This is a genomic window from Micromonospora sp. AMSO31t (genome assembly GCF_008868175.1).
In the GTDB taxonomy this organism is placed as follows: domain Bacteria; phylum Actinomycetota; class Actinomycetes; order Mycobacteriales; family Micromonosporaceae; genus Micromonospora.
In genome coordinates, this window is sequence record NZ_WBKT01000090.1 from 1 (window position 1) to 22,199 (window position 22,199).

The 22,199-nt window shown below is 74.4% G+C and carries 17 protein-coding genes and 2 pseudogenes; 9 read left to right on the plus strand and 10 right to left on the minus strand.

The window, feature by feature from the left end:
* The 5 genes from F8274_RS19705 to F8274_RS19725 form a co-directional block, all read left to right on the plus strand.
* Positions 1 to 2,949, plus strand: a 2,949-nt coding sequence (locus tag F8274_RS19705) for an ATP-binding protein (RefSeq protein WP_225853871.1), incomplete at its 5' end; no start/stop codon positions are given.
* A gap of 1 nt (position 2,950) precedes the next feature.
* The gene (locus F8274_RS19710; protein WP_151463846.1) at positions 2,951 to 4,882 is read left to right on the plus strand and encodes an MFS transporter; all 1,932 of its coding nucleotides are present in this window, start codon (positions 2,951 to 2,953) and stop codon (positions 4,880 to 4,882) included.
* On the plus strand, positions 4,879 to 5,439 hold the full coding sequence (locus tag F8274_RS19715) for a hypothetical protein (RefSeq protein ID WP_151463847.1): 561 nt from the start codon (positions 4,879 to 4,881) through the stop codon (positions 5,437 to 5,439). The genes F8274_RS19710 and F8274_RS19715 overlap by 4 nt, the downstream gene beginning before the upstream one ends.
* The gene (locus F8274_RS19720; protein ID WP_151463848.1) at positions 5,436 to 6,611 is read left to right on the plus strand and encodes a M23 family metallopeptidase; all 1,176 of its coding nucleotides are present in this window, start codon (positions 5,436 to 5,438) and stop codon (positions 6,609 to 6,611) included. The genes F8274_RS19715 and F8274_RS19720 overlap by 4 nt, the downstream gene beginning before the upstream one ends.
* 13 nt (positions 6,612 to 6,624) lie before the next feature.
* Positions 6,625 to 7,224 carry a hypothetical protein gene (locus tag F8274_RS19725; protein ID WP_151463849.1) on the plus strand — a complete coding sequence of 200 codons (600 nt, stop codon included), beginning with the start codon at positions 6,625 to 6,627 and terminating at the stop codon, positions 7,222 to 7,224.
* A gap of 7 nt (positions 7,225 to 7,231) precedes the next feature.
* On the opposite strand, the gene F8274_RS19730 is transcribed toward F8274_RS19725, so the two are convergent.
* Positions 7,232 to 7,792 (minus strand): hypothetical protein, encoded by a 561-nt coding sequence (locus F8274_RS19730; RefSeq protein ID WP_151463859.1) that lies wholly within the window; start codon positions 7,790 to 7,792, stop codon positions 7,232 to 7,234.
* 258 nt (positions 7,793 to 8,050) lie between these two features.
* Between F8274_RS19730 and F8274_RS19735 the strand changes: the two genes are divergently transcribed.
* Together F8274_RS19735 and F8274_RS19740 are read left to right on the plus strand one after the other, a co-directional pair.
* Entirely contained in the window at positions 8,051 to 10,564 is a 2,514-nt protein-coding gene (locus F8274_RS19735) for an FtsK/SpoIIIE domain-containing protein (protein WP_151463850.1), read from the plus strand.
* The gene (locus tag F8274_RS19740; RefSeq protein ID WP_151463851.1) at positions 10,561 to 11,262 is read left to right on the plus strand and encodes a hypothetical protein; all 702 of its coding nucleotides are present in this window, start codon (positions 10,561 to 10,563) and stop codon (positions 11,260 to 11,262) included. Before F8274_RS19735 ends, F8274_RS19740 begins: the two co-directional genes overlap by 4 nt.
* A gap of 55 nt (positions 11,263 to 11,317) precedes the next feature.
* Here F8274_RS19740 and folE read toward each other — a convergent pair whose 3' ends face one another.
* The 4 genes from folE to F8274_RS31300 all read right to left on the minus strand — a co-directional run bounded on the left by folE (position 11,318) and on the right by F8274_RS31300 (position 15,219).
* Positions 11,318 to 11,983 (minus strand): GTP cyclohydrolase I FolE, encoded by a 666-nt coding sequence (gene folE / locus F8274_RS19745; RefSeq protein WP_151463852.1) that lies wholly within the window; start codon positions 11,981 to 11,983, stop codon positions 11,318 to 11,320.
* A gap of 35 nt (positions 11,984 to 12,018) precedes the next feature.
* Entirely contained in the window at positions 12,019 to 14,028 is a 2,010-nt protein-coding gene (gene ftsH, locus F8274_RS19750; RefSeq protein ID WP_151463853.1) for an ATP-dependent zinc metalloprotease FtsH, read from the minus strand.
* A gap of 378 nt (positions 14,029 to 14,406) precedes the next feature.
* Positions 14,407 to 14,982 (minus strand): hypoxanthine phosphoribosyltransferase, encoded by a 576-nt coding sequence (gene hpt / locus F8274_RS19755; protein WP_151463854.1) that lies wholly within the window; start codon positions 14,980 to 14,982, stop codon positions 14,407 to 14,409.
* A 99-nt stretch (positions 14,983 to 15,081) separates the two neighbouring features.
* Positions 15,082 to 15,219 (minus strand): hypothetical protein, encoded by a 138-nt coding sequence (locus F8274_RS31300; RefSeq protein ID WP_192579893.1) that lies wholly within the window; start codon positions 15,217 to 15,219, stop codon positions 15,082 to 15,084.
* 150 nt (positions 15,220 to 15,369) lie between these two features.
* On the opposite strand from F8274_RS31300, the gene F8274_RS19760 reads away from it, so the two are divergent.
* Complete coding sequence (locus F8274_RS19760) at positions 15,370 to 16,332, plus strand: GlxA family transcriptional regulator (RefSeq protein ID WP_151463855.1); 963 nt, start codon at positions 15,370 to 15,372, stop codon at positions 16,330 to 16,332.
* On the opposite strand, the gene F8274_RS19765 is transcribed toward F8274_RS19760, so the two are convergent.
* The 4 genes and pseudogenes from F8274_RS19765 to dacB all read right to left on the minus strand — a co-directional run.
* Positions 16,333 to 17,961 carry a gamma-glutamyltransferase family protein gene (locus F8274_RS19765; protein ID WP_151463856.1) on the minus strand — a complete coding sequence of 543 codons (1,629 nt, stop codon included), beginning with the start codon at positions 17,959 to 17,961 and terminating at the stop codon, positions 16,333 to 16,335.
* 146 nt (positions 17,962 to 18,107) lie between these two features.
* Positions 18,108 to 19,142 carry a tRNA lysidine(34) synthetase TilS gene (gene tilS / locus F8274_RS19770; RefSeq protein ID WP_151463857.1) on the minus strand — a complete coding sequence of 345 codons (1,035 nt, stop codon included), beginning with the start codon at positions 19,140 to 19,142 and terminating at the stop codon, positions 18,108 to 18,110.
* A gap of 4 nt (positions 19,143 to 19,146) precedes the next feature.
* On the minus strand, positions 19,147 to 20,217 hold the full coding sequence (locus tag F8274_RS19775; protein ID WP_151463858.1) for a zinc-dependent metalloprotease: 1,071 nt from the start codon (positions 20,215 to 20,217) through the stop codon (positions 19,147 to 19,149).
* A gap of 80 nt (positions 20,218 to 20,297) precedes the next feature.
* Positions 20,298 to 21,191, minus strand: a pseudogene (gene dacB, locus F8274_RS19780) (D-alanyl-D-alanine carboxypeptidase/D-alanyl-D-alanine-endopeptidase); the annotation flags it as partial.
* Between dacB and F8274_RS19785 the strand changes: the two are divergent.
* Positions 21,178 to 21,417, plus strand: a pseudogene (locus tag F8274_RS19785) (type VII secretion integral membrane protein EccD); the annotation flags it as partial. The pseudogenes dacB and F8274_RS19785 overlap by 14 nt on opposite strands.
* Positions 21,418 to 21,479: 62 nt before the next feature.
* On the opposite strand, the gene F8274_RS19790 reads toward F8274_RS19785, so the two are convergent.
* The gene (locus tag F8274_RS19790) at positions 21,480 to 21,986 is read right to left on the minus strand and encodes an inorganic diphosphatase (RefSeq protein WP_091266984.1); all 507 of its coding nucleotides are present in this window, start codon (positions 21,984 to 21,986) and stop codon (positions 21,480 to 21,482) included.
* Between the last annotated feature and the right edge of the window lie 213 nt (positions 21,987 to 22,199).

Below are 22,199 nucleotides of genomic sequence, written 5' to 3' on the forward strand. Positions count from 1 at the left end.
CGGGAGGGCGCGTCCGGCGTCCGCCCCGTGGGCCGGCCGCGCGAGGCCCTCGATGCGGCCCGGCCCGCGTCGCACGCGGCCTCCGAACCGCCGGCTCTTGAGCCGCCCCCCCGCACCCGGGTGCCGCAGCAGGTCGGTGACCGGCTCCCGGTGCTCCGGCCCACCGCCGAGCCGGAGTCGACCGAGCCCGGCAGCCCGGTCGAGCGCCCCGCCCGCCGGACCGACCGGCGGACGGCCGAGCCGGCCCGTGCCGACAGGCGCGAGATGACCACCGCCGCCACCCGCGAGGTGGCCCCGCCGCCCAACCGGGAGGTGGCCCCGCCTCGGCAGCGGTCCCCGGAGCGCGCCGGGAAGCCCAGCAAGCCGGTCCGGGTCCGGGCCCCGAAGATCAAGTTCGGTGACCGGGACCCCTCGGTCGAGCTGGCCATCACCGAGATCGCCGGCCACCTCACCTTCACCCCCAACACGGTCACCGCCTGGTACTGGCTGCCCGAGGTGCGCTGGGCGTTCCGCCCGGACGCCGAGCGCGAGGCGCTGCTCTCGGCGATCTCCGAGCAGTACGCCGGCCTGGCCGGCTTCCGGCTGCACCTGCGCCGCACCACCCGGCCGTTCCCGGCCGACGAGTGGGCCCGCACCATCGACGCGCACACCGCCGCGCCGCTGCCCGACGTGCCCGGCACCACCGGCTGGGCCGACCACCTGGTCGCGGCGCAGCGGCACCTCATGGCGGTCAACCAAGCCGAGGGGCAGACCTACCTGGGCGTCACCTTCGCCCGCCGGTCGCTCGGCGACTCGCTCACCGAGCGGCTGCTGCGCACCTTCGGCCGGGGCACCGCCGACGGCGAGCGGCGCCGGCTGGGCCGCACCGTCGAACAGTTCGACGAGGTGCTCGGCGCGTTCGGCATGCGCGGCCGCCGGGTCACCGCGCAGGAGCTGGAGTGGCTGCTCTACCGCTCGGTGGCGCTCTGCATGGCGCCTCCCGGCGTGCTGTCCCCGATCACCAACGGGCGGTGGGAACGCGGCGACCTGCTGGCCCTCACCGAGCAGGTCGAGCGCTACCGCACCCCATACGGCTCGACGGTGAAGCTCGTCAACCGGATGACCGGCGAGGAGCGGCACGTGGCCGTGCTCGCGGTCGGCCGGATGGAACCACTGGAGATCCCCGAGCGGCACGAACCCTGGCTGCACTTCCACGAGCGGCTGCCGTGGCCCATGGAGCTCTCCACCCGGGTCGACATCCTCGGCCCCGGCGACTCCTTCCGGAACCTCGAACACCGGCTCCGGATGATCCGCTCCCAGCAGCTCGACTATGCCGAGCACGGCATCGACGCCCCGCCCGAGCTGGAGCGGCTGGCCAAGCGGGCACTGGTGATCGGCGACGAGATGACCACCGGCCTGCCGGTCGACTCGGCCCGCGCGCACGGCTGGCACCGGATCGCGGTCGGCGGCCGGACCCGCGAGGAGTGCCTGGAGCGGGCCCGCCGGCTCATCCAGCTCTACTCCCGCGAGCTGCGCATCTCGCTCCAGCACCCGAAGAACCAGGACTGGCTGGCCCGCGAGTTCATCCCCGGCGAGCCGATCGCCAACACCGGCTACGTCCGGCGGATGCCGGTCAACCTGCTCGCCGCCGCCCTGCCCCAGGCCGCCTCCACGGTCGGTGACCGCCGCGGCGACCTGATCGGCAGGACCGCCGGCACCTGCCGCCGCCCGGTCTTCCTCGACCTGCACTTCCCCATGGAGGTCCGCGAACGCTCCGGCCTCGCCGTCTTCGTCGCCGAGCCGGGCGGTGGCAAGTCCACCCTGCTCGGCGCGCTCGGCTACCTGGCCGCCCGGCGCGGCGTGCAGGTGACCCTGCTCGACCCGTCCGGCCCGCTGGCCCGGCTCTGCGCCATGCCCGAGCTGGCGCCGTACTCGCGGGTGCTCAACCTCACCGGCTCCGAGCAGGGCACCCTGGCGCCGTACGCGCTGATCCCCACGCCGCTGCGCAGTGAGTTCAGCGCCGGGGCGGCCGGCGACCGGGAGTTCGAGATCGCGGTCTCCAACGCCCGCGCCGAGCGCCGGATGCTCGTGCAGGACATCTGCATGATGCTGGTGCCGCCGCAGGTGGCCCGGGAGGCGTCCACGGCCACCCTGTTCCGGCACGCCGTGCGCCAGGTGCCCGCCGAAGAGGCGTCCACGCTGGACGACGTGGTCGCCTGCCTGCAGGGGCTGGACGACGACGCCGGCCGGGAGCTGGCCAACCTGCTCCTCGACACCGCCGAGATGCCGCTGGCCATGCTCTTCTTCGGCCGGCCCCCGGAGGGCCTGCTCGGCGCCGACGCGGCGCTCACCGTGATCACCATGGCCGGTCTCCGGCTGCCCGACCTCAAGATCGAGCGGGAGTACTGGTCGGCTGAGGAGGCGCTGGCCCTGCCGATGCTGCACACCGCGCACCGGCTGGCCGTCCGCCGCTGCTACGGCGGCTCGATGTCCTCCCGCAAGCTGGTCGGCCTGGACGAGGCGCACTTCATGGAGGGCTGGCGCTCCGGCCGGTCGTTCCTGGTCCGCCTGGCCCGCGACTCCCGCAAGTGGAACCTCGCCGCGCTGGTCGCCTCGCAGAACCCGAAGGACATCCTCGGGCTCGACGTGCAGAACCTGGTCTCCACGGTCTTCGTCGGCCGCATCGCCGAGGACACGGAGATCGCCTCCGAGGCGCTGCGGCTGCTCCGGGTGCCGGTCAACGACGGCTACGAGGCCACCCTCGCCTCGCTGTCGCAGGCTGACAGCGGCTCGGCCGCCCGGCTCGGCTTCCGTGAGTTCGTCATGCGCGACGTCGACGGTCGCGTGCAGAAGGTCCGGGTCGACGTGTCGTACGTTGACGGGCTGCTGGACCACCTGGACACCACCCCCGCCGCGGTCGCCCAGGCCGCGGGGCAGCTGCCGACCGTCCTGGCTGATCTGGAGGCGTGACATGGCGAGGGCCCGGGCACGGATCGCGGCGCTCCTCCTCGCGCTCGGCCTGCTGGCCGGGGCCACCATCGGCTGGCCGCTGGTCGGGGCGACACCCGCGTACGCCGCCGAGCCGGCCGCCCAGGCCCGCGCCGAGCTGTGCAGCACCAAGCAGTGGCAGGCCGACTTCCGCGCCTGCGTCGCCAAGCTCAAGGCGGTGAGCGAGGACCAGGTCGAGTGCCGCAACGCGCCGGTGCCCGGGGCACCGGACTCCGGCCTGGCCGGCTGGTTCGCCTCCCGTCCCGACTCCGCCAAGCTGCCCGGCCCCAAGGGCCTCTACAGCGACTACGGGTACGCCGGCTACAGCTACACGACGTACGACGTCGACGGCGGCTGCGCCTCCTCGGTGCTGCATCCCGACTACCGGTTCACCACCATGGTCGCGAACGGCGAGTTCATGTTCGCCAACGCGATCATCGGGGCGTCGAACGCGCTGCGCGAGCGCGCCTGGGACCCCCGGACGATGTGGCGCTGGGCCGACCCGCTGGTGGAGCAGGCCACCAAGGCCGTCTACCAGAAGGTGTTCAGCGTCTTCGGCATCATCACCCTCTGCGTGGTCGGCCTCTACCTGCTCTGGCGCTCACGCCAGTCGGACATGAGCAACGCCATGACCACGGCCGGCTGGGCGATCCTGGTGATGGTGGCGGTGACCGCGCTGGCCGCCTGGCCGGTCAAGTCGGCGAACATCGCCGACAGCACCCTGATCACCACCCTCGGGGTGGTGCACGATGCCGTCGGCCCGGCGTCCAAGGACACGCCACCGGGCCAGTGCGATGATCCGAACCCCGCGGCGTGCAAGGATCACCGGCCCCCGGCAGTGCGGGCCAGCGACACGGCGACCGAGACCATGCTCTACCGCAACTGGTTGCGCGGCGTGCTCGGCTCCGCCGACAGCGAGACCGCCAAGAAGTACGGTCTTGCGCTCTATGACGCCAAGTCGCTGACCTGGGACGAGGCCGAATCGATCCGCGCGAACCCTGCAACCCGTGACGTGGTCATCAAGGCCAAGCAGCAGCAGTGGGCCCGGGTGGCCGAGCAGATCAAGTCGGAGGACCCGGAGGCGTACGAGTACCTCCAGGGCGTCCGGGACATGGACCGCATCGGGGCCGGGTTCATCGCGGTGCTGGCCTCGCTGCTGTTCGCGATGTTCGACCTGACCGCCTCGGTGCTGGTGCTGCTCGGCTTCCTGATCTTCCGATGGGCGGTGATCGCCGCGCCGATCCTGGGCACGGTCGGGCTGATGCGTCCCGCGAGCGCCGGCCTGCGGCGGCTGGCCAACGCCGTGGTCGCCGCGGTGTTCAACATCGCCATCTTCGGCACCGGGGCGGCCATCTACCTGTTCGCCGTGGATCTGATCATGAACACACCGACCCTGCCCGGCTGGCTCCAGGTGGTCCTGGTCTGGCTCTGCGGCGTGGTGGGCTGGCTGCTGCTCCGCCCGTACCGGCGGATCACGCAGCTCGGCGGCAAGGACAGCAGCGAGGCGGTCAGCTCCGCCGGCTCCTGGCACCGGCGGTTCTTCCGGGACATGCGCATCGCGGCCCGCCTCGACGTGGCCGAGCCCGGTGGCACCGCCGAGCCGGCGATGGGCCGGCGGCGCGCCGTGACGGCCGACCAGCGCAGCCTGCGACCGGAGGCCCGGCACGAGGACCCGGCGCACACCGTCACGGTGGTCGAACGGGAACGGCCCGACGGAAGGAGCCGGCCCGAGGACGCCCCGGCGGCCGAGCGCGGGTCCGGCCGCACGGCCGCACCCCGGCAGCGCCGCGCACCGGCGGGCTGGACCGGACCGGACGTGCCCGAGGAGGCGCCCTCCTTCGCGGTCTACCGGCCGGACTCAACCGAGCGCACCCCGGCGCCGAAGCCGCCGCGGATCCGCTCCGAGGCACGGTGAGACCGGTGCGGCGTGGGCTGGAATTCCTCGTCACCCGGATACTGCGGTCCCGGCTCGGCGTCGCGCTGGTGATCGCCGTCCTGGTCTTCGGCGTGATCGGCGCCGCCCGGCTGGTCTCCGGCCCGGCCGACTCGACCCTCGGTCTGAGCACCCGCCCGAGCCAGCCGATCAGCACGGTGGACCCGCACGCCGGTGACGACGGGGTGCTGTCGAGCCCGCCGGCGGCGGTCTCGCCGAAGACCCGGCCGGGCGAGGCCACCCCGGAGCAGACCGCGAGCCGGTTCACCACGGCGTGGCTGACCGGCCCGGGCAGCAGTGGCGAGGCGTGGCAGTCGCGCCTGCGGCCGCTCTCCACGCCCGCCCTCGTCGAGAAGCTGACCGGCGCCGATCCGGAGAGCGTGCCCGCCGGCCGGGTGGCCGGTGCCGTGACTCTCCGGCCCCGGACGGAGTCCTTCGTGGAGGCGCTGGTCCCCCTCGACGACGGCCGGCTCCGGCTCGAACTGGTGGCCACCGACGGCCGGTGGCTGGTGGACGCGGTCGACTGGGAGCGGCAGTGAACGCCGTCTCCGCCGCCACCGCGCCGGTCCGTCGCAAGCTGCGGGTCGGCGTGCTGCTCACCGCGGTCACCACGGTGCTCACCCTGCTCTGCTGCGTCGGCGGCGCGGGCGCGTTCCTCCTCACCGAACTGGGCGGCGACCAGAAGGACGGTGTGCTCGCCGGCCTCAACTGCGACCCGGCCTACCAGGTCAACCTCACCGGGGACATGCCGCGTTTCACCGATTACGGCGAGGGCCAGCTCCGCAACGCCGCCGTCATCATCAAGGTCGGCCAGGACATGAAGGTGCCCGCCCGCGGCTGGGTGATCGCGCTGGCCACCGCCATGCAGGAGTCCGGGCTGCGCAACCTCGCCAACCGCAAGGTGCCGGCGTCGCTGGCCCTGCCGCACGAGGGCGTCGGCGCCGACCACGACTCGCTGGGCCTGTTCCAGCAGCGGCCCGGGTGGGGCAGCGTCGAGCAGCGGATGACGCCCTCGTACACGGCCCGGAAGTTCTACGAGAAGATGGTCAAGGTGCCAAACTGGCAGGACCGGCCGCTGACCGTGGTGGCGCAGCGGGTGCAGGTCAGCGCCTTCCCGGACGCCTACGCCAAGCACGAGGACCTGGCCGGCCGGATCGTGGACGCGCTCGCCGGTGGGGCGGCCCGGACCGTCGAGATCGCCGGCAAGGCGGTCTGCGACGCCGCCGCCGGGGCCCGGATCGCCGCCTCCGGCTGGACCGCCCCGCTCCCCGGCGGCGTGGTCTCCGCGTTCCGCACCACGGAGCGGCCCAGCCACAACGGGGTCGACCTCGCCGCGGACAAGCGCACCCCGATCCACGCCGCCTCCACGGGCCGCGTGCTCGTGGCCCGCTGCGACCCCGACCACTCCGGGAAGCGCGACTGCGACCGGGACGGCTGGCCGGGCAAGGGCGGCTGCGGCTGGTTCGTGGACATCCTGCACGCGGGCGGCTACATCACCCGCTACTGCCACATGATCGAGCGCCCCCGGGTGGTCCCGGGCCAGTTTGTGGAGGCCGGCGAGGTGATCGGCCTCTCCGGCACCAGCGGCAACTCCTCCGGCCCGCACCTGCACTTCGAGGTGCATGTGGACAGCGACCGGTCCAGCCGGGGTGCGATCAACCCGGTGCCGTTCATGCGCCAGCGGGGCGCCCCGGTGGACGGGACCGCGTGAGGCGCGCCCGCACATGAGCAACCCGCTACCCGACCCCTTCGCGGACCGGCCCGACTGGGCCCCGCAGCCGCCCCGCCCGGTCGAGATCGTGCCGGCCACCGGCCGGATCGAGCTGCGCGGCCGCCGCGTGCTGGTCGGCCTTCCCGGCCTCGGTTGGCGCGGCGACCTGCGCGCCGACGAACGGGTGGTGCAGGGCAGCCGGACCTACGTGCCGGTCATCCCGGAGCACGAGTGGTACCGCGCCGAGTCCGAGCAGGTCGAGGTCTTCGCGCCGCTGGTCCCGGTCGAGCGGGTCTGGGTGGAGACCGTGGGCGAGCGACGACCGCCCTCCGGGCCGCCCGAGTCCGGCATCCGGCTCGTCTCGCTCGACGCGCCCACCCGGCGCCCCCCGACTCCGGTTTTCGAGGCCGACGCCGTCACGGGCCGGCGCGTCGTGCACGTGGCCGGGTCGACCGAGCAGCGCGACCTGCGCGCGGTCACCGAGACGTACTCCGGCACGGACGGGGACATCTGCGTCCGGGTGGCCCCGGAGCTGGAGTGGTACCGCTGGGCCTGGCGCGGCCAGGCACCGACCACCTTGGAGGTGCCGGTACACCTGCTCTGGCTGGAATGACCGTCACTCAACCGATCTTGCTGCCTCCACAGACTCGCCAGCCGTCGTTATTCACAACATCGAATCGCCAGACCTCTCGCCGGCTGCTTCGCGGCTGTCCGTTCGACGAGCTTGAGATCGCCAGAGTCGTCGTCACCGACTCGCCTTTCCCCTCCTTCGCGCGGGCGAGCGGGCCCCAACTCACTTTGATGACAACATCGAAGTTGGCCTCACGCTGCTCCAACTCAGCCCGAAGAGCCCGGACTGCGTCGAGATCAGCGCCGGACGTGCAGGCATACTCCTGCGCCTTCGTGTCGTCGCGATCGATCAAGAAAGCCTGGATGTAATTGGCCACCACCACGTCCGGTGCGCTGCGATCCGGCGCAGTGGCGCGGTCGTAGAGCACGAATCCGACGATGCCGCCGCCGGCACAGACAAGTGCCAGCACCCCGGCGACCACGGCGAGCACGGTCCGCAGCCGCCGCTTCGGGCGTACCGGCGCCGGAGCGGGCGCGGGCGGCGCCGACTGCTCGGGCGGGGTCCGCTGCGCCGGTACCCGGGAGACCTGGGAACCGGCGGGGGGCTGCACTGATTCCACCTCCTGAGGCTATCGGCTGCGCCCCGCGTACCCAATGCCTCAGAACAGGCGGATCTGCGGCGATGATCCGGCCTCCGCGCCGCCGGACGGCGGCCCGTCCGGAGGACGGCCGTGGCGAACCGCCGGCGGGTGAGGCTGCTCACCGCGGAGCCGGGCACCGCGCCGACCGACATCCCGGAGGACGGCCGCCGGCTGGGATACCGTCACCATCGGGGAGGAGATGTCGGCCTCGGGAAGAGAGGTGGACGGGTGGCGAGTCCGAAGGCGCGCGCCGGCCGGGCCGCCGCGCTGCACCGCAGGGCCGAGGCCACCGCGACCGCGGCGGCCGGGATCCTCGACGAGATCCGGCCCGCCCCCGCCGACCACCACCGGCAGTACGAGCTGGCCGAGCGGCTCCGTGCCGCGGCGGCGGTCGCCGCGCCGGGTTGGGCCGGCGACCCGCTGGAGACGCTGGCCCCGACGACCCCGCCCGGGGACGGTCCGCCCGCCTTCGTCCGGCTCGGTGCCGCCGCGCCGCTGGACGACGCCCGGTTCCCCGCGCTGGTGCCGCTGCTCGGCAGTGGACACCTGAGCATCGACGCCGACGCCGGCGACCCGCGGGTGGCCGGGCTGCTCCGGGCCCTGCTGCTGCGGCTGTTCGCGGCCAGCCCGGCCGGCGCCCTGCTGGCCCGCGCGGTCGACGGCGGGCCGGGCAGCGCCTTCGCCGGTTACGTGGCGCTGGCCGACGCGGGCCTGCTGCCGCCACCCGCCACCGACCTCACCGGGCTCCGGGCGGTGCTGGCCGAGGCCGAGCAGTGGGTGGCCGCCGGCACGGCCCGCCAGCGCGGGCACGACCGCACGCTGCTGCTCATGGTGGCCGCCCTGCCCGACGGGGCCACGCCGTCCGATCTCGACCGGCTCGCCGACCTGGCCGCCCAGGGTCCCCGGGCCGGGCTGCACCTGGTGGTGGCCGGCTGGCCCGCCGGGGTGCCGCTGCCGCAGGCCACCCCGCTCGCGGTGCGCACCGCGTACGCGCTGGTGGGCGACCCGCCCGCGGCCGGGTTCAGCAGCCCCGGTGCGGAGTCGCCGGGCGGGTTGAACTGCCCGGTCTTCCTCGACGAGGATCCGCCCGGTGAGCTGGTCACCGGGGTGTGCCGGCGGCTGGCCCGGCAGATCGAGGACGGCTCCCGCCTGGCCCTCACCGACCTGCTGCCGGAGGGCGACCTCTGGGCGGAGGGTTCGGTCGACGGGCTCAGCACGACGGTCGGTGACGCCGCGGGGCGCCCGGTCAGCCTGGGCTTCACCGAGTTGACCCCGCACTGGCTGGTCAGTGGCCGATCGCAGGCCGGGCGGTCGGCGTTCCTCACCGACGCGCTCTTCGGCCTGGCCGCCCGCTACGGCCCCGACGAGCTGGTCCTCTACCTGGCCGACCTCAATGACGGCGAGTCCTTCGTGGAGTTCCTCCAGACCGAGCGGGACCGGTCCTGGGTGCCGCAGGTTCGGGCGGCCGGGATGGCCGCCGACCGGGAGTACGTGGCGGACCTGCTCGGCGAGTTGGAGGCCGAGCTGCACCGCCGGGAGGAGGCGGCTCGGCGGGCCGGTGGGCAGCGCTACGCCGAGCTGCGCCAGCACCAGTCGCTGCCCCGGATCGTCTGTGTGATCGACAACTTCCCGCTGCTGCTGCGCGAGCGGGACCGGCTCGCCGCCGACCTGCTGGCCCGGCTCGACGGGCTGGCCCGCGCCGCCCGGTCGTACGGGATCCACCTGGTCCTGGCCGGCGAGGGCGACCTCGGCATCGGCGGCCCCCGCGACCCGCTGCTCGGCCAGTTCCCGGTCCGGGTGGCGCTGCCCGGCGGTTCGGCCGTCCTGGAGCCGACCAACGACGCGGCCGCCGGCCTGCCGGTGGGCAGCGCCGTGGTGAACACCGCCGGCGGGCTGGGCGGCCCGCGGGGCGCGACCCGGGGCCACGAGCGGATGATCCGGTTCCCCGATCCGCACGAGGACCCGGCGGTCCTCGCGGACCTGCGGCACCGGCTCTGGTCGGCCCGGGCCGAGGGGGCCATCCCACCGGTGGTGTTCGCCGGCTTCGCCCGCCCCGTGCTCGCCAACGATCCCCGGCACCGGGCCGCGCTGGCCGGCCGGGCACACGCGCCGGCCGCACTGCTCGGCCGGGCGGTGGATGTCCGGCGCTCCACGGTGGCCGTGCCGCTCGGGGCGGCCGCCGGCCGGAACCTGGCGGTGCTGGGCCGGGACGAGGAGGCCGAGCGGCTGCTGGTCACGGCGGCGCGCAGCGCGGCGGCGGCCCACCCCGGCGCGGCGCGGTTCGTGCTGGCGCCGCTGGCCAACGGGTCGGCCGAGCTGGCGGGTGTGCTCGCCGCCGAGCTGGCCGGCCGGCACCGGGTGGAGACCGTCGACGTGGCCGGGCTGCGGGCGGCCATGGCGGCGGACGAGCCGGGTTACCTGGTGGTGTTCGGGCTGGACGTGCCGGACGCGACCGAGCTGCCGCCCGAGCTGCTCCGCGCGCTGCTGCTGGAGGGTCCGCCGGCGGGCCGGCACCTGCTGGGCTGGTGGCGCACGGTGGCACCGCTGGCCGGGCTGCTCGGCCCGGAGGGCGAGGTGGACAAGCTGACCGCCGTGGTGGTCACCGACGTGCCCGGCGGCCGGCTGGAGCAGCTCTTCGACCGGCCGGTGCTCTGGCGGCCCCGGCCGGGCCGGGCGGTGCTCTGGGACGGCCCCGGCGAGCAGGGCACGGTGCTGGTGCCGTTCGGGGAGGTGGCCGCATGAGTGAGACCGGCACGGCGGTGCCCGCGCCCCGGTCCGGGGGCCCGACGGTCGACCTGGATCCGGCCGGCGCGGCCTGGGCGGACTACGTGGCTGCCGCCCGGCAGCTCGACGGCGTACGCCGGGCGGCGGCGACGGCCGCCGGCGAGCAGGCCCGGTCGGTGGCGGCCGCCCGGGAGGAGCTGACCGCGGTGCGCGAGCGGCTGGCCCCGCAGCAGTCCCGGCTGCGGGAGCTGGGCGTCCCGGCGATCTCGCTCGTGCCGACGCCGCCGGAGGTGTCCGAGGCGGCCCGGTCGATGGCGGCCGGTCCGGCGGCCGTGCTGGCCGCCCTGCGGAACGCCCGGGGCTGGGCGGACGCGGCGGACGACAGCCTGGCCGCGCGGGGCCTGCCCCGGCTGGCCCGCTGGCCCGCGTATCCCCGCAACCTGCTGGTCTACGGGCCGTTGGCGCTGGTGGTGCCGCTCATCCAGCTCACGCTCCTCCTCGCCACCGGCACGGGCCCGGTGACGGTGGTCGCGCTGGTGGTGGGGCTGCCGCTGCCGGCGGTCGCGTTCATGCTGGGCTGGCTCGCGGTGGGGCGGCTGTTCCGGCCCCGCCCGGCCGACCGGGTGGACCGGACGCCCCGCTTCGGCGCGCTGGTCTGTCTGGTCCCGGCGGTGCTGACCACGGCCGGCCTGCTGCTGGCCATGCTGGCCGGCTGAGGCCGGATACGACACCGGGCCCCTCCCGTGGGGGAAGGGCCCGGTGGTGGTCCGGTCAGCGCGGGATGATCAGGGCCATCGCCTCGGCGCGCGACTTGGCGTCGTGCTGGAGGCTGCCCCGGACCGCCGAGGTGATCGTCTTGGCGCCGGACTTCTGGATGCCGCGCATCGCCATGCACATGTGCTCGCACTCGAGCACCACCACGACGCCGCGCGGGGCCAGCTTGTCCATGAGCAGGTCGGCGATCTGGGAGGTGAGCCGCTCCTGCACCTGCGGGCGCCGGGCGAACACCTCGACGAGCCGGGCCAGCTTGGACAGGCCGGTGATCCGGCCGTCCGGCCCCGGGATGTAGCCGATGTGCGCGCTGCCCCGGAACGGGAGCAGGTGGTGCTCGCAGAGGCTCATCACGTCGATGTCCCGGACGAGCACCAGTTCCTCGTGGTTGGCCTCGAAGGTGGTGCTGAGCACCTGCGCCGGGTCCACCCGCAGGCCCGCGAAGAGTTCCGCGTAGGCGCGGGCCACCCGGGCCGGCGTCTGCTGGAGGCCGTCCCGGTCCGGGTCCTCACCGACCGCGACGAGGATCTCCCGGACCGCCTTCTCGATGCGGGCCAGGTCGACGCTCTCCTCCACCGGCCGCCCGGTCAGCTTGCCGCTGATCAGGCGCGCGGCGACGTAGTCGAGCGCGTCGTCCCCGTCGGGCTCGGTCGCGGAGACGGCCAGCTCCCGCTTGCGGGAGCTGGCCGTCGGGTCGGTGGTCAGTGGGTACCGTCCGAGTTGTTCGAGGAAGACCCGCCGACCGAGGCGCCGTCGGCCTGGGCCTGCGCCTTGAGGGTCTCCTTCTCGGCGGGCGTGAGCACGGGCGGCTCGGTGGAGGGCTGACGCTTGCCGAAGCCGTGGTAGGGGGCCATCGGCGGGCGCTTCGCCACCCGGGCGCAGATCCGGGCCATGTCGGCCGTGGAGAGAGTCTCCTTCTCCATCAGCTCGAGCACGATGTTGTCCAGAACGTCCCGGTATTCCACCAGGATCTCCCAGGCCTCGTCGTGGGCCAGCTCGATCAGCGCCCGCATCTCGCCGTCGATCTCGGCGGCCACCGCGTCCGAGTAGTCCCGCTCGTGGCCCATGTTGCGGCCGAGGAACGGCTCGTCCCCGCTGGTGCCGTACTTGATCGCGCCGAGCTTGGAGCTCATGCCGTACTGGGTGATCATCGCGCGGGCCAGCTGGGTGGCCTTCTCGATGTCGTTGCCGGCGCCGGTGGTGGGCTCGTGGAAGACCAGCTCCTCGGCGGCCCGGCCACCCAGCGCGTACGCCAGCGTGTCGATCATCTCGGCCCGGGTCTGGGTGTACTTGTCCTCCGTCGGCAGGACCAGGGTGTGGCCCAGCGACCGGCCCCGGGACAGGATGGTCACCTTGTGCACCGGCGCGGCGTGCGGCAGCGCCCAGGCGACCAGCGCGTGCCCACCCTCGTGGTACGCGGTGATCTTCTTCTCCTGGTCGCTCATCACCCGGGTCCGGCGCTGCGGACCGGCGATCACCCGGTCGATCGACTCCTCCAGGGAGTCGTTGGTGATCGCCCGCTGGTCCTTGCGGGCGGTGAGCAGCGCGGACTCGTTGATCACGTTGGCCAGGTCGGCGCCGCTGAAGCCGGGGGTGCGCCGGGCGACCGAGTCGAGGTCGACGTCGGGCGTGAACGGCTTGCCCTTGGCGTGCACCCGCAGGATGGCCTTGCGGCCCTCCATGTCGGGGGCGTCGACCGGGATCTGCCGGTCGAACCGGCCCGGGCGCAGCAGCGCCGGGTCGAGGATGTCCGGCCGGTTGGTGGCGGCGATCAGGATGACCCCGCCCTTGGTGTCGAAGCCGTCCATCTCGACCAGCAACTGGTTGAGGGTCTGCTCCCGCTCGTCGTGGCCGCCGCCCATGCCGGCGCCGCGGTGCCGGCCGACCGCGTCGATCTCGTCGACGAAGACGATCGCCGGCGCGTTCGACTTGGCCTGCTCGAAGAGGTCGCGGACCCGGCTGGCGCCGACACCGACGAACATCTCCACGAAGTCCGAGCCGGAGATGGAGTAGAACGGCACGCCGGCCTCACCGGCGACCGCGCGGGCGAGCAGGGTCTTGCCGGTGCCGGGCGGGCCGAAGAGCAGCACGCCCTTCGGGATCTTGGCGCCCAGGGCCTGGTACTTCGCCGGGTTCTGCAGGAAGTCCTTGATCTCGTGCAGTTCCTCGACGGCCTCGTCGGCCCCGGCCACGTCCGCGAAGGTCGTCTTCGGCGTGTCCTTGGTGATCATCTTCGCCTTGGACTTGCCGAAGTTGAGCACCCGCGAGCCGCCGCCCTGCATCTGCGACATGAAGAACAGCAGCAGGAGCACGAGCAGCGCGATGGGCAGGAGGTTGACGAGCAGGCTCACCCAGATGCTGTCCGAGGAGACCTTGGTGTCGGCCGGGCCGGTGACCCGGTTGGCCGCCTTGGCGTCCAGCACCTCGTTCCAGACCTGGCCGCCCACCTCGTAGGGGAACTGCGCCTCGATCCGGTCGGTCGTGGTGTCGCCGAACTTCGTCTTCTGGGCCAGGTCGAGCTGGAGCGTCTGCTCCTTGTCCTGGAAGACCGCCTTGTTGATCTTTGCGGTGTGGAGCTGGTCGAGCGCCACCGACGTGTCCACGCGGTGGTAGCTCGGGCCAGCCGTGAAGAGTTGACTGAGCACAACGGCGCCGAGGATGACCAGGATGATCCAGACCACCGGTCGGCGGAAGAAACGCGTACGTTCCATGCTGTTGTCGGGCACCGAGGCGCCCGCATCCTCCTGATCGACGTCCTGACCGTCTGAATGGTGTCGCCGCCTCGGGCGGCGGCCGCAGCCGCCGTGCGGGCCGGCCCCGACCCCGAAGCGCCACAACTGCCGCGCCGCGGTCATTCGACGGTACACCGTTCGCGCCAGATGTGAGCTTGCGAGCCCGGCACTTACGCGTACGGCGAACCCGGGTTTGAGCCGGCGTGGCGGGGAGCTCCCCACCCGGCCACCCGACCGCCCGGTCACGCGGTTCGAGAGGTCGGGCGTGGAGGGTGCCTCCACGTCACCGGCCTCTACCGTAGACCGGAAGGCTGAGAGCCCGCTGAACGTCGGCTGACGACCGGCCGGGCGCCGGGGTCAGGCGCGGGCGTAGACCTCGGGCTTGAGCACTCCGACGTAGGGCACCTCGCGGTAGCGCTCGCCGAAGTCGAGGCCGTAGCCGACCACGAACTCGGTCGGGATGTCGAAGCCGACGTACTTCACCGGGACCGGCACCTTTACCGCGTCCGGCTTGCGGAACAGGGCGACCACCTCGACGCTGGCCGCGGAGCGCGACTCCAGGTAGCGCAGCAGCCAGGAGAGGGTCAGACCGGAGTCGACGATGTCCTCGACGACGACCACGTGCCGGCCGGCGATGTCCCGATCCAGGTCCTTGAGGATCCGCACCACGCCGGAGGAGGTGGTGCCCTGGCCGTACGAGGAGATGGCCATGAAGTCCAGCTCGGCGGGCGGGCCCTGGCGGCCCAGCGCGCGGGCGAAGTCGGCCATGAACATGACCGCGCCCTTGAGCACGCAGACGAGCAGGAGACCGTTCTCGACGTGGGCGTAGTCCGCCGAGACCTGCTTGGCCAGTTCCGCGGTCTTCTCGCGGATCTGCGCCTCGGAAATGATCACGTGGTCGATGTCGGCGTCGTACCAGGAGCCGTCAGCCATGCTCCTAGCCTGCCGTACGCCGGATGGCCTCCGTCGGCGGGGCCGCCCCTTTTGGCGCGGTCCCGCCGAGGATTAACGGCGCGGACGGGGCAAATCACCTCAGCAGGTGCGGGAGCGCCAGCGCCGACCGTCGTCGGTCGGCTTCCAGTCGGCCGAGTCCCGGGTGTCCGCGGTCAGCCCGAAGGCGCTGGCGCCCACGAGGAGGAGCAGGAAGAGCAGGAGCAGCAGAACGGTCATGGCGGCGCTCGCTTTCGCGTGGTTGAGGTGGTTTTCGCCGCCGGTGCGCACCGGACACCATTGATTCTGCGGGCCGCCGCCCCCATCGGACAGTGGCAGAAATGCCAGTGGGCCTCGATTTCCTGCCACCCATCGGGTTACCCTCGTCACATGCTTCGATCCGTCGCCGTCATCGCCCTCGAAGAGGTCGCCGCGTTCGAGCTCGGCGTCGTCGCCGAGGTGTTCGGCACCGACCGCACCGCCGACGGCTTCCCCGGCTACCGGTTCGACGTCTGCACCGTGGACGGCGGGCCGGTCCGCACCCGGTCCGGCTTCCGGCTCACCCCGACCGCCGACCTGACCGCGATCGAGGACGCCGACCTGGTGGCCGTGCCCGCCCACGGCGACGGGATGACGCCGGTCCCCGCGCCGGTGCTGGCCGCGCTGCGCCGGGCCGCCGACCGGGGCGCCTGGCTGCTCAGCGTCTGCTCCGGGGCGTTCGTGCTCGGTGAGGCGGGGCTGCTCGACGGGCGCGACTGCACGACCCACTGGCGGCACGTCGACGACCTGCAGGAGCGGTTCCCGGCGGCCCGGGTGCACTGCAACTCGCTCTACGTGCAGGACGGGCGGCTGCTCACGAGCGCCGGCACCGCCGCCGGCATCGACGCCTGCCTGCACCTGGTTCGCCAGGCGCACGGCTCGGCGACGGCCACGCGGCTGGCCCGCCGGATGGTCGTCCCGCCGCACCGCGACGGCGGCCAGGCCCAGTACGTCGAGGCGCCCATCCCGAAGGCGCCCGAGGCGCCCACCCTGGAGCCGGTGCTGGAGTGGCTCATGGGGCACCTGGACCGGACGGTGACCGTGGACGAGCTGGCCGCCCGGGCCGGCATGGCGCCGCGCACGTTCGCCCGCCGCTTCCGGGCCGAGACCGGCACGACGCCGCACGACTGGCTCACCAACCAGCGGGTGCTGCTCGCGCGGCGGCTGCTGGAGGAGACCCGGCTGAGCGTGGAGAGCGTCGCCGACCAGGCCGGCTTCGGCGACGCGGCGGCGCTGCGGCACCACTTCACGCGCCGGGTCGGCACCACCCCGCTCGCCTACCGGACCACGTTCCGGGAGCGGGTCGACGCCTGATCACCAGCCCAGCATCGCGCCGTCGACCCGGGACTCCGACCCGGCCACGTAGCCGCCGCCGGGCGCCCGCCAGATCGCCTGCCCGTACCCGAAGACCGACGGCTCGGCCGCGACGGTGATCTCGTGCCCCCGCGACCGCAGCCCCGCGACGACCTCGGGGTCGAGATCCGGCTCGACCAGCAGCGTCCGCCCGGCGTGCCAGTACCAGCGCGGGGTGTCCAGGGCCGCCTGCGGGTTGCGCCCGGCGTCGACGGTGGCCGAGACGAGCTGCACGTGCCCCTGCGGCTGCATGTGCCCGCCCATCACCCCGAACGGGCCGACGGGCGCCCCGTCCCGGGTCAGGAAGCCCGGGATGATCGTGTGGAACGGCCGCTTCGCCGGCCCCACCACGTTGGGGTGGTCGGGGTTGAGGCGGAAGCCGAGGCCGCGGTTCTGCAACGCGAAACCGTGCCCGGGGACCACCACGTGCGAGCCGAACGCCAGATAGGTCGACTGGATGAGGCTGACCATCATGCCGCCGGCGTCGGCCGTGCAGAGGTAGACGGTGCCGCCGCGCTCCGGCTCGCCGGCCACCGGCTCGCCCGCGCGCCCGGTGACCAGGGCCCGGCGGGTCGCCGCATAGCCCGGGTCGAGCAGCGCCCCCGTCGGCACCTCGGCCCGCTCCGGGTCGGCCACGTGGGCGTGCGCGTCGGCGAAGCCGAGCTTCATCGCCTCGATCTGCCAGTGCAGCCGTTCCTCGGGTGACAGCGCGGCCAGGTCGACCCCGTCGAGCACCTGGAGCGCCAGCAGCGCGGCGATCCCCTGCCCGTTGGGCGGCAGCTCCCACACCTCGTGCCCCCGGTAGCGCACCGCGACCGGGTCGACCCAGGTCGAGGCGTGCCCGGCCAGGTCGTCGCCGGTCAGGAACCCGCCCGTCCGGGCCGCGTAGCCGTCGATCGCCGCCGCGATCCGCCCCCGGTAGAAGTCCGCCGCCCCGCTCTCCGCGATCCGCCGCAGCGTGCCGGCGGCGTCGGGGTTGCGCCACCACTCGCCCGGCCCCGGTGCGCGCCCGTCCACCGTGAACACCCGCCGGAACTCGTCGTGCTCCGCCCCGGTCAGCGCGTCGTGCGCGGCGACCCCGCGCGCCCAGGCCGCGGCCGTGCCGGGGGCCACCGGGTAGCCGTGCTCGGCGTAGCCGATGGCGTCGGCGAACAGCTCGGCGAAGGGCAGCGAGCCGAACCGCTCGTGCAGGTCGCGCCAGCCGGCCGGCGCGCCCGGCACGGTCACCGGGAGCCAGCCCCGGGCCGGCACGGCCGGCCCCTCGCCCTGCGCCCCGCCGAGCGCGTCGACCGGCGCCGCACCGCGCCCGCCCGTCGCGGCCAGCACCAGCTCGCGGGTGAGCGCCGCCGGGGAACGGCCGGAGGCGTTCAACCCGTGCAGCCGCTCGCCGTCCCACACGATCGCGAACAGGTCGCCGCCGATGTCGTTCGACGGCGGCTGGACCACGGTCAGGGTGATCGCGGTGGCCAGCGCCGCGTCGACGGCGTTGCCGCCGCACCGCAGCACGGCCAGGCCCGCGGCCGCCGCGAGCGGCTGGCTGGTCGCGACGGCACCGTGGGGGGCCAGCAACGGCTGTCGGGGGTACGCCATGAGCCCTGTCTACCGCCTCCGGCGGCTCCCAGCGACCCCTCGGCGCTCCCCCTTCCGCCGGCTCGGCGACGTGGCGGCATCCCGTGCTGTCGGATGCCGCCACCTCGGCGAACTGGTGGCGGACACCCGGGGGCCACCGGGCGGGGTCAGGTGATGAGGCGGCCGGCGTGGCGACGGACGGGGAGGCCGCCGGGCAGGTGGACCGCGCCCTGCCCGTGCCAGTCCGTGACGAGGGCGTCCAGCGCCGCCACGTGCCGGTGCGACAGGGCAGCCGGGGTGGCGCCCAGCTCCCGGGCCCAGGCGTGCAGCACCCGGGTGCGTACGGCCGGGGGCAGCGCGGCCAGTCCGTCGACCGAGAGCCCGGCCTCGGCCGCCCGGACCTCGGCGAGCGCGGCCGCGGCGAGGTCGTCCAGGGCCGCGGTGTCGGCGGCCAGCAGGCGGGCGGTCCGGGCCAGGTTGTCCACCACCCCGGGGCCGAGCGCCCGGACCAGCGCGGGCAGCACGTCGGCGCGGACCCGCGAGCGGGCGTACGCGGGGTCGGCGTTGTGCGGGTCCTCCCACGGCGCGAGCCCGAGCGCGGCGCACGCCCCGCGGGTGTCGGCGCGGGGGACGTCGAGCAGCGGGCGCAGCAGCGGCACGCCGTCCCACTCGCGGCGGGGCGGCATGCCGGACAGGCCGCGCGGACCGGCGCCCCGGGCCAGCGCGAGCAGCACGGTCTCGGCCTGGTCGTCGCGGGTGTGCCCGAGCAGCACCCCGGCCGCGCCGTGCCGGCGGGCGGTGGCCAGCAGGGCGTCGTACCGGGCCTCGCGGGCGGCCGCCTCCGGACCGCCGGGCCGGCCGGTCACGCTCACCGTAACCACCTCGACGGGGTCGAAGCCGGCCTCGCGAGCCCAGCCGGCCACCCGTTCGGCGCGCCCGGCCGAGCCGGGTTGCAGGCCGTGGTCGACGGTCACCAGGCCGGCCCGACGGCCGAGGCGGGGCGCCACGAAGGCGGTGGCGGCGGCCAGGGCCAGCGAGTCGGCGCCGCCGGAGCAGGCCACCAGCACCGGCCCGGCGCCGGACAGCCCGGTCAGCGCCCGGCGCACGGCGAGCCGGACGCCAGCGACCGGCGGAGCGAGCGAGGTGCCCGCCCTCGTTCGCGACTGCGGTGCTCGCGAACCCGGCTCGCTCCTCGCGCTCACCAACTCAGCCGGCGGTGGGGGGAATGGTCGCCGCCCCGCCGTGCACCCGGGCCACCCAGGCGTCCGGGTCGCCCAGCTCGTCGAGCCGGGGCAGCGTCAGCGGCGAGGAGAAGATCTTGTTGAAGCCGGCCATGCCGACCCGGTCCACCACCCCGTGCACGAACTTGCGGCCCTCGGCGTACTGGCGCATCTTGACCTCGATGCCGAGGATCCGGCGGATCGCCTTCTCCAGGGGGTTGCCGGACTCGCGGCGGCGGTTGAACGCCGCCCGGATCGACTCGACGCTCGGGATGACCTGCGGGCCGACGCCGTCCATGACGAACTCGGCGTGCCCCTCCAGCAGGGTCATGAGCGCGGTGAGCCGGTCCAGCACGGCCCGCTGCGCGGGGGTCTGCACGATGTCCAGCACGCTGGCCCGGCTGTCCGGGTCCTTCACCGCGTCGGGGAGCGTGGCCACGGCGCGGCGCAGTCGCTCCAGGAGGTGCTCGCCGCCCTGGGACGCGTCCACGAACGCCTGCACCTCACTGAGGAAGTACGCCCGCATCCACGGCACGGCGGTGAACTGGGTCCGGTGGGTCACCTCGTGCAGGCAGACCCAGAGCCGGAAGTCCCGGGGGTCGGCCCCCAGCTTCCGTTCCACCTCGACGATGTTCGGGGCGACCAGCAGCAGCTGGCCGGGGTCACCGGCGAAGACCTCGTACTGGCCGAGCACCCGGCCGGACAGGTACGCCAGCACGGTGCCGGCCTGCACCCCGGTGAGCCGGGAACCGATCGCCTCGGTGAGCGGGCCGGGGCGCTTGTCGCCGGAGAGCCGGCCCACCAGCGGGGTGATCACCTCGCGGAGGCCGGCGATGTTGGCGGCCGCCCAGTCCCGGCGGTCGACCACGCGGACCGGCGGGTGGCTGACCTGGGAGCGCAGGCCGGTGTAGTCGGCCACGTGGCCGGCGGCCTCCTCGGTCAGCCGGCGCAGCTCGCCCACCACGTCGGTGGCCTCGGCGTACGACACCCGGGGGCCTGACTTGCCCAGCGCCCCCGCGGTCGCGGCGGCCAGATCCCAGTCCACGAACTGCGCCATGAACCCACCGTACCCGCGCCGCGACACCCCCACCCGGGCTCACGAGCGCCGATCGACGCCGCTCGCGCCGGGCGGGCCGGTCAGCGGCAGCCGCAGCCGGCCAGCGCGGAGGAGATCCGGTCGAGGGCCTGCCGGGTCTCGTCGAGGGTGTCCGGCGTGCGGTCGGTGAGGACGGCGAAGGTGAGCAGCCGGCCGTCGGAGGTGGTGACCAGCCCGGCGATGGCGTTCACCCCGCTGAGCGTCCCGGTCTTCGCCCGGACCACGCCCGCGCCGGCCTTCGTCACCGCCGCCTGGTAGCGCTCGTCCAGGGTGCCGGACCAGCCGCCCACCGGCAGGCCGCCGAAGATCGCGGCCAGGTCGGGATGGCTGCCGTTGCCGGCGAGCGTGACCAGGTCGGTCAGCAGCGACGGGCTGATCCGGTTGGTGCGGGACAGCCCGCTGCCGTCGGCCAGGCTGATCTCGTCGGCCGGCAGCCCCAGCTCCCCGAGGACCTGGTCGGTGGCGGCCGCGCCGCCGGCGAACGAGCCGGGCTTGCCCTTGGCGAGCGCGACCTGGCGGGCCATGGCCTCGGCGATCACGTTGTCGCTGTCGCTGATCATGATGTCGACCAGGCGGACCATCGGCAGCGACTGCACCTTGCCCAGCTCGGCCCCGGGAGCCGGCGTGTCGGTCGCCGTCGCGCCGGAGGCGGCGGGCGCGGTACCCCGCTTCACCTCGGCGGCGGCGCCGGTCAGCCCGAGCAGCTTGGCGAACTGCCGTCCGGCCGTCAGGTCCGGCTGGGGCACCCGCTCGGCCGCGTGGTTGGTGGCCTCGGCGGTGCGGCGGGCCTCCGCCGCGTCCCGGCGCGCGCCGTCGGTCATCAGCGCGGTGATCGCCGCGCCGAACCCGCCGGTGGGGATGTCGGGGTCCCAGCCGGGCTCGTACACCGGGCCGCTGAACAGGGACGAGTCGACGGTGACCTTGGTGGGGGCGGTGCTCGCCGACCGGGCCGGTCCGGCCGGCCGGCTGGCGCTGAGCGTCGGCGGGCTGGTCCTGGCCCTGGTCGCCGTCGCGGCCGGCGCCACGTACGCCCGGCGGCCGGTCTCCCCGTACCTCGGCCGGCTGGCCGACCTGACCGACACCGCGCTGGTGGTCGCCGTGGTCCCGGTGGCCTGCGCGGTGCTCGACCTCTACGACCGGGCCCGTGGGCTGCTCGGCTGACCCGACGCGCGCGGGCCCGGGTCGCTCGGTGGAGCGGCCCGGGCCCGTCGGCGCGGATCAGGTCAGTGCAGGGTCTCGCCGCGCTCGGCGGCCTCCTTGGCGCGCTGGTACGAGGCCACGATCTCGGCCTCGGCCTCGGTGCGACCCACCCAGGTCGCGCCCTCGACCGACTTGCCCGGCTCCAGGTCCTTGTAGACCTCGAAGAAGTGCTGGATCTCCAGGCGGTCGAACTCGCCCAGGTGGTGGATGTCCCGCAGGTGCTCCTGGCGCGGGTCCTCGTAGGGCACGCAGAGGACCTTGTCGTCGCCGCCCTTCTCGTCGGTCATCCGGAACATGCCGATGGTGCGGCAGCGGATCAGGCAGCCGGGGAAGGTGGGCTCGGGGACCAGCACGAGCGCGTCCAGCGGGTCGCCGTCCTCGCCCAGGGTGCCCTCGATGAAGCCGTAGTCGGCCGGGTACTGCGTGGAGGTGAAGAGGGTGCGGTCCAGCCGGATCCGGCCGGTCGCGTGGTCCACCTCGTACTTGTTGCGGTGACCCTTGGGGATCTCAACCGTGACGTCGAAATCCATCTTCCACGCTCCCTCGTTTGCCCACGCTGGCTGACGGAAACCAGTGGCGCCGCCCACCGGACGGGGTGAACGCTCCCCGCCGGCTCCGGCCGCCGCATAGTGTTCGGACCGAAGTAGTGTCACCCAAGGCGCTTTTGAGCGGGGGAGGAGGGGGTCGTGGGGAGGGAAGATTCACACTACCGCCCCGAGGGAGTTGACGGGCGCGGATCCGCG

Coding starts and splice junctions, on each gene's coding strand:
- F8274_RS19710 (WP_151463846.1), top strand. CDS start 2,951: ATGGCGAGGGCCCGGGCACGGATCGCGGCGCTCCTCCTCGCGCTCGGC.
- F8274_RS19725 (WP_151463849.1), top strand. CDS start 6,625: ATGAGCAACCCGCTACCCGACCCCTTCGCGGACCGGCCCGACTGGGCC.
- F8274_RS19740 (WP_151463851.1), top strand. CDS start 10,561: ATGAGTGAGACCGGCACGGCGGTGCCCGCGCCCCGGTCCGGGGGCCCG.
- ftsH (WP_151463853.1), bottom strand. CDS start 14,028: ATGGAACGTACGCGTTTCTTCCGCCGACCGGTGGTCTGGATCATCCTG.
- hpt (WP_151463854.1), bottom strand. CDS start 14,982: ATGGCTGACGGCTCCTGGTACGACGCCGACATCGACCACGTGATCATT.
- F8274_RS31300 (WP_192579893.1), bottom strand. CDS start 15,219: ATGACCGTTCTGCTGCTCCTGCTCTTCCTGCTCCTCCTCGTGGGCGCC.
- F8274_RS19760 (WP_151463855.1), top strand. CDS start 15,370: ATGCTTCGATCCGTCGCCGTCATCGCCCTCGAAGAGGTCGCCGCGTTC.
- F8274_RS19765 (WP_151463856.1), bottom strand. CDS start 17,961: ATGGCGTACCCCCGACAGCCGTTGCTGGCCCCCCACGGTGCCGTCGCG.
- F8274_RS19775 (WP_151463858.1), bottom strand. CDS start 20,217: ATGGCGCAGTTCGTGGACTGGGATCTGGCCGCCGCGACCGCGGGGGCG.
- F8274_RS19790 (WP_091266984.1), bottom strand. CDS start 21,986: ATGGATTTCGACGTCACGGTTGAGATCCCCAAGGGTCACCGCAACAAG.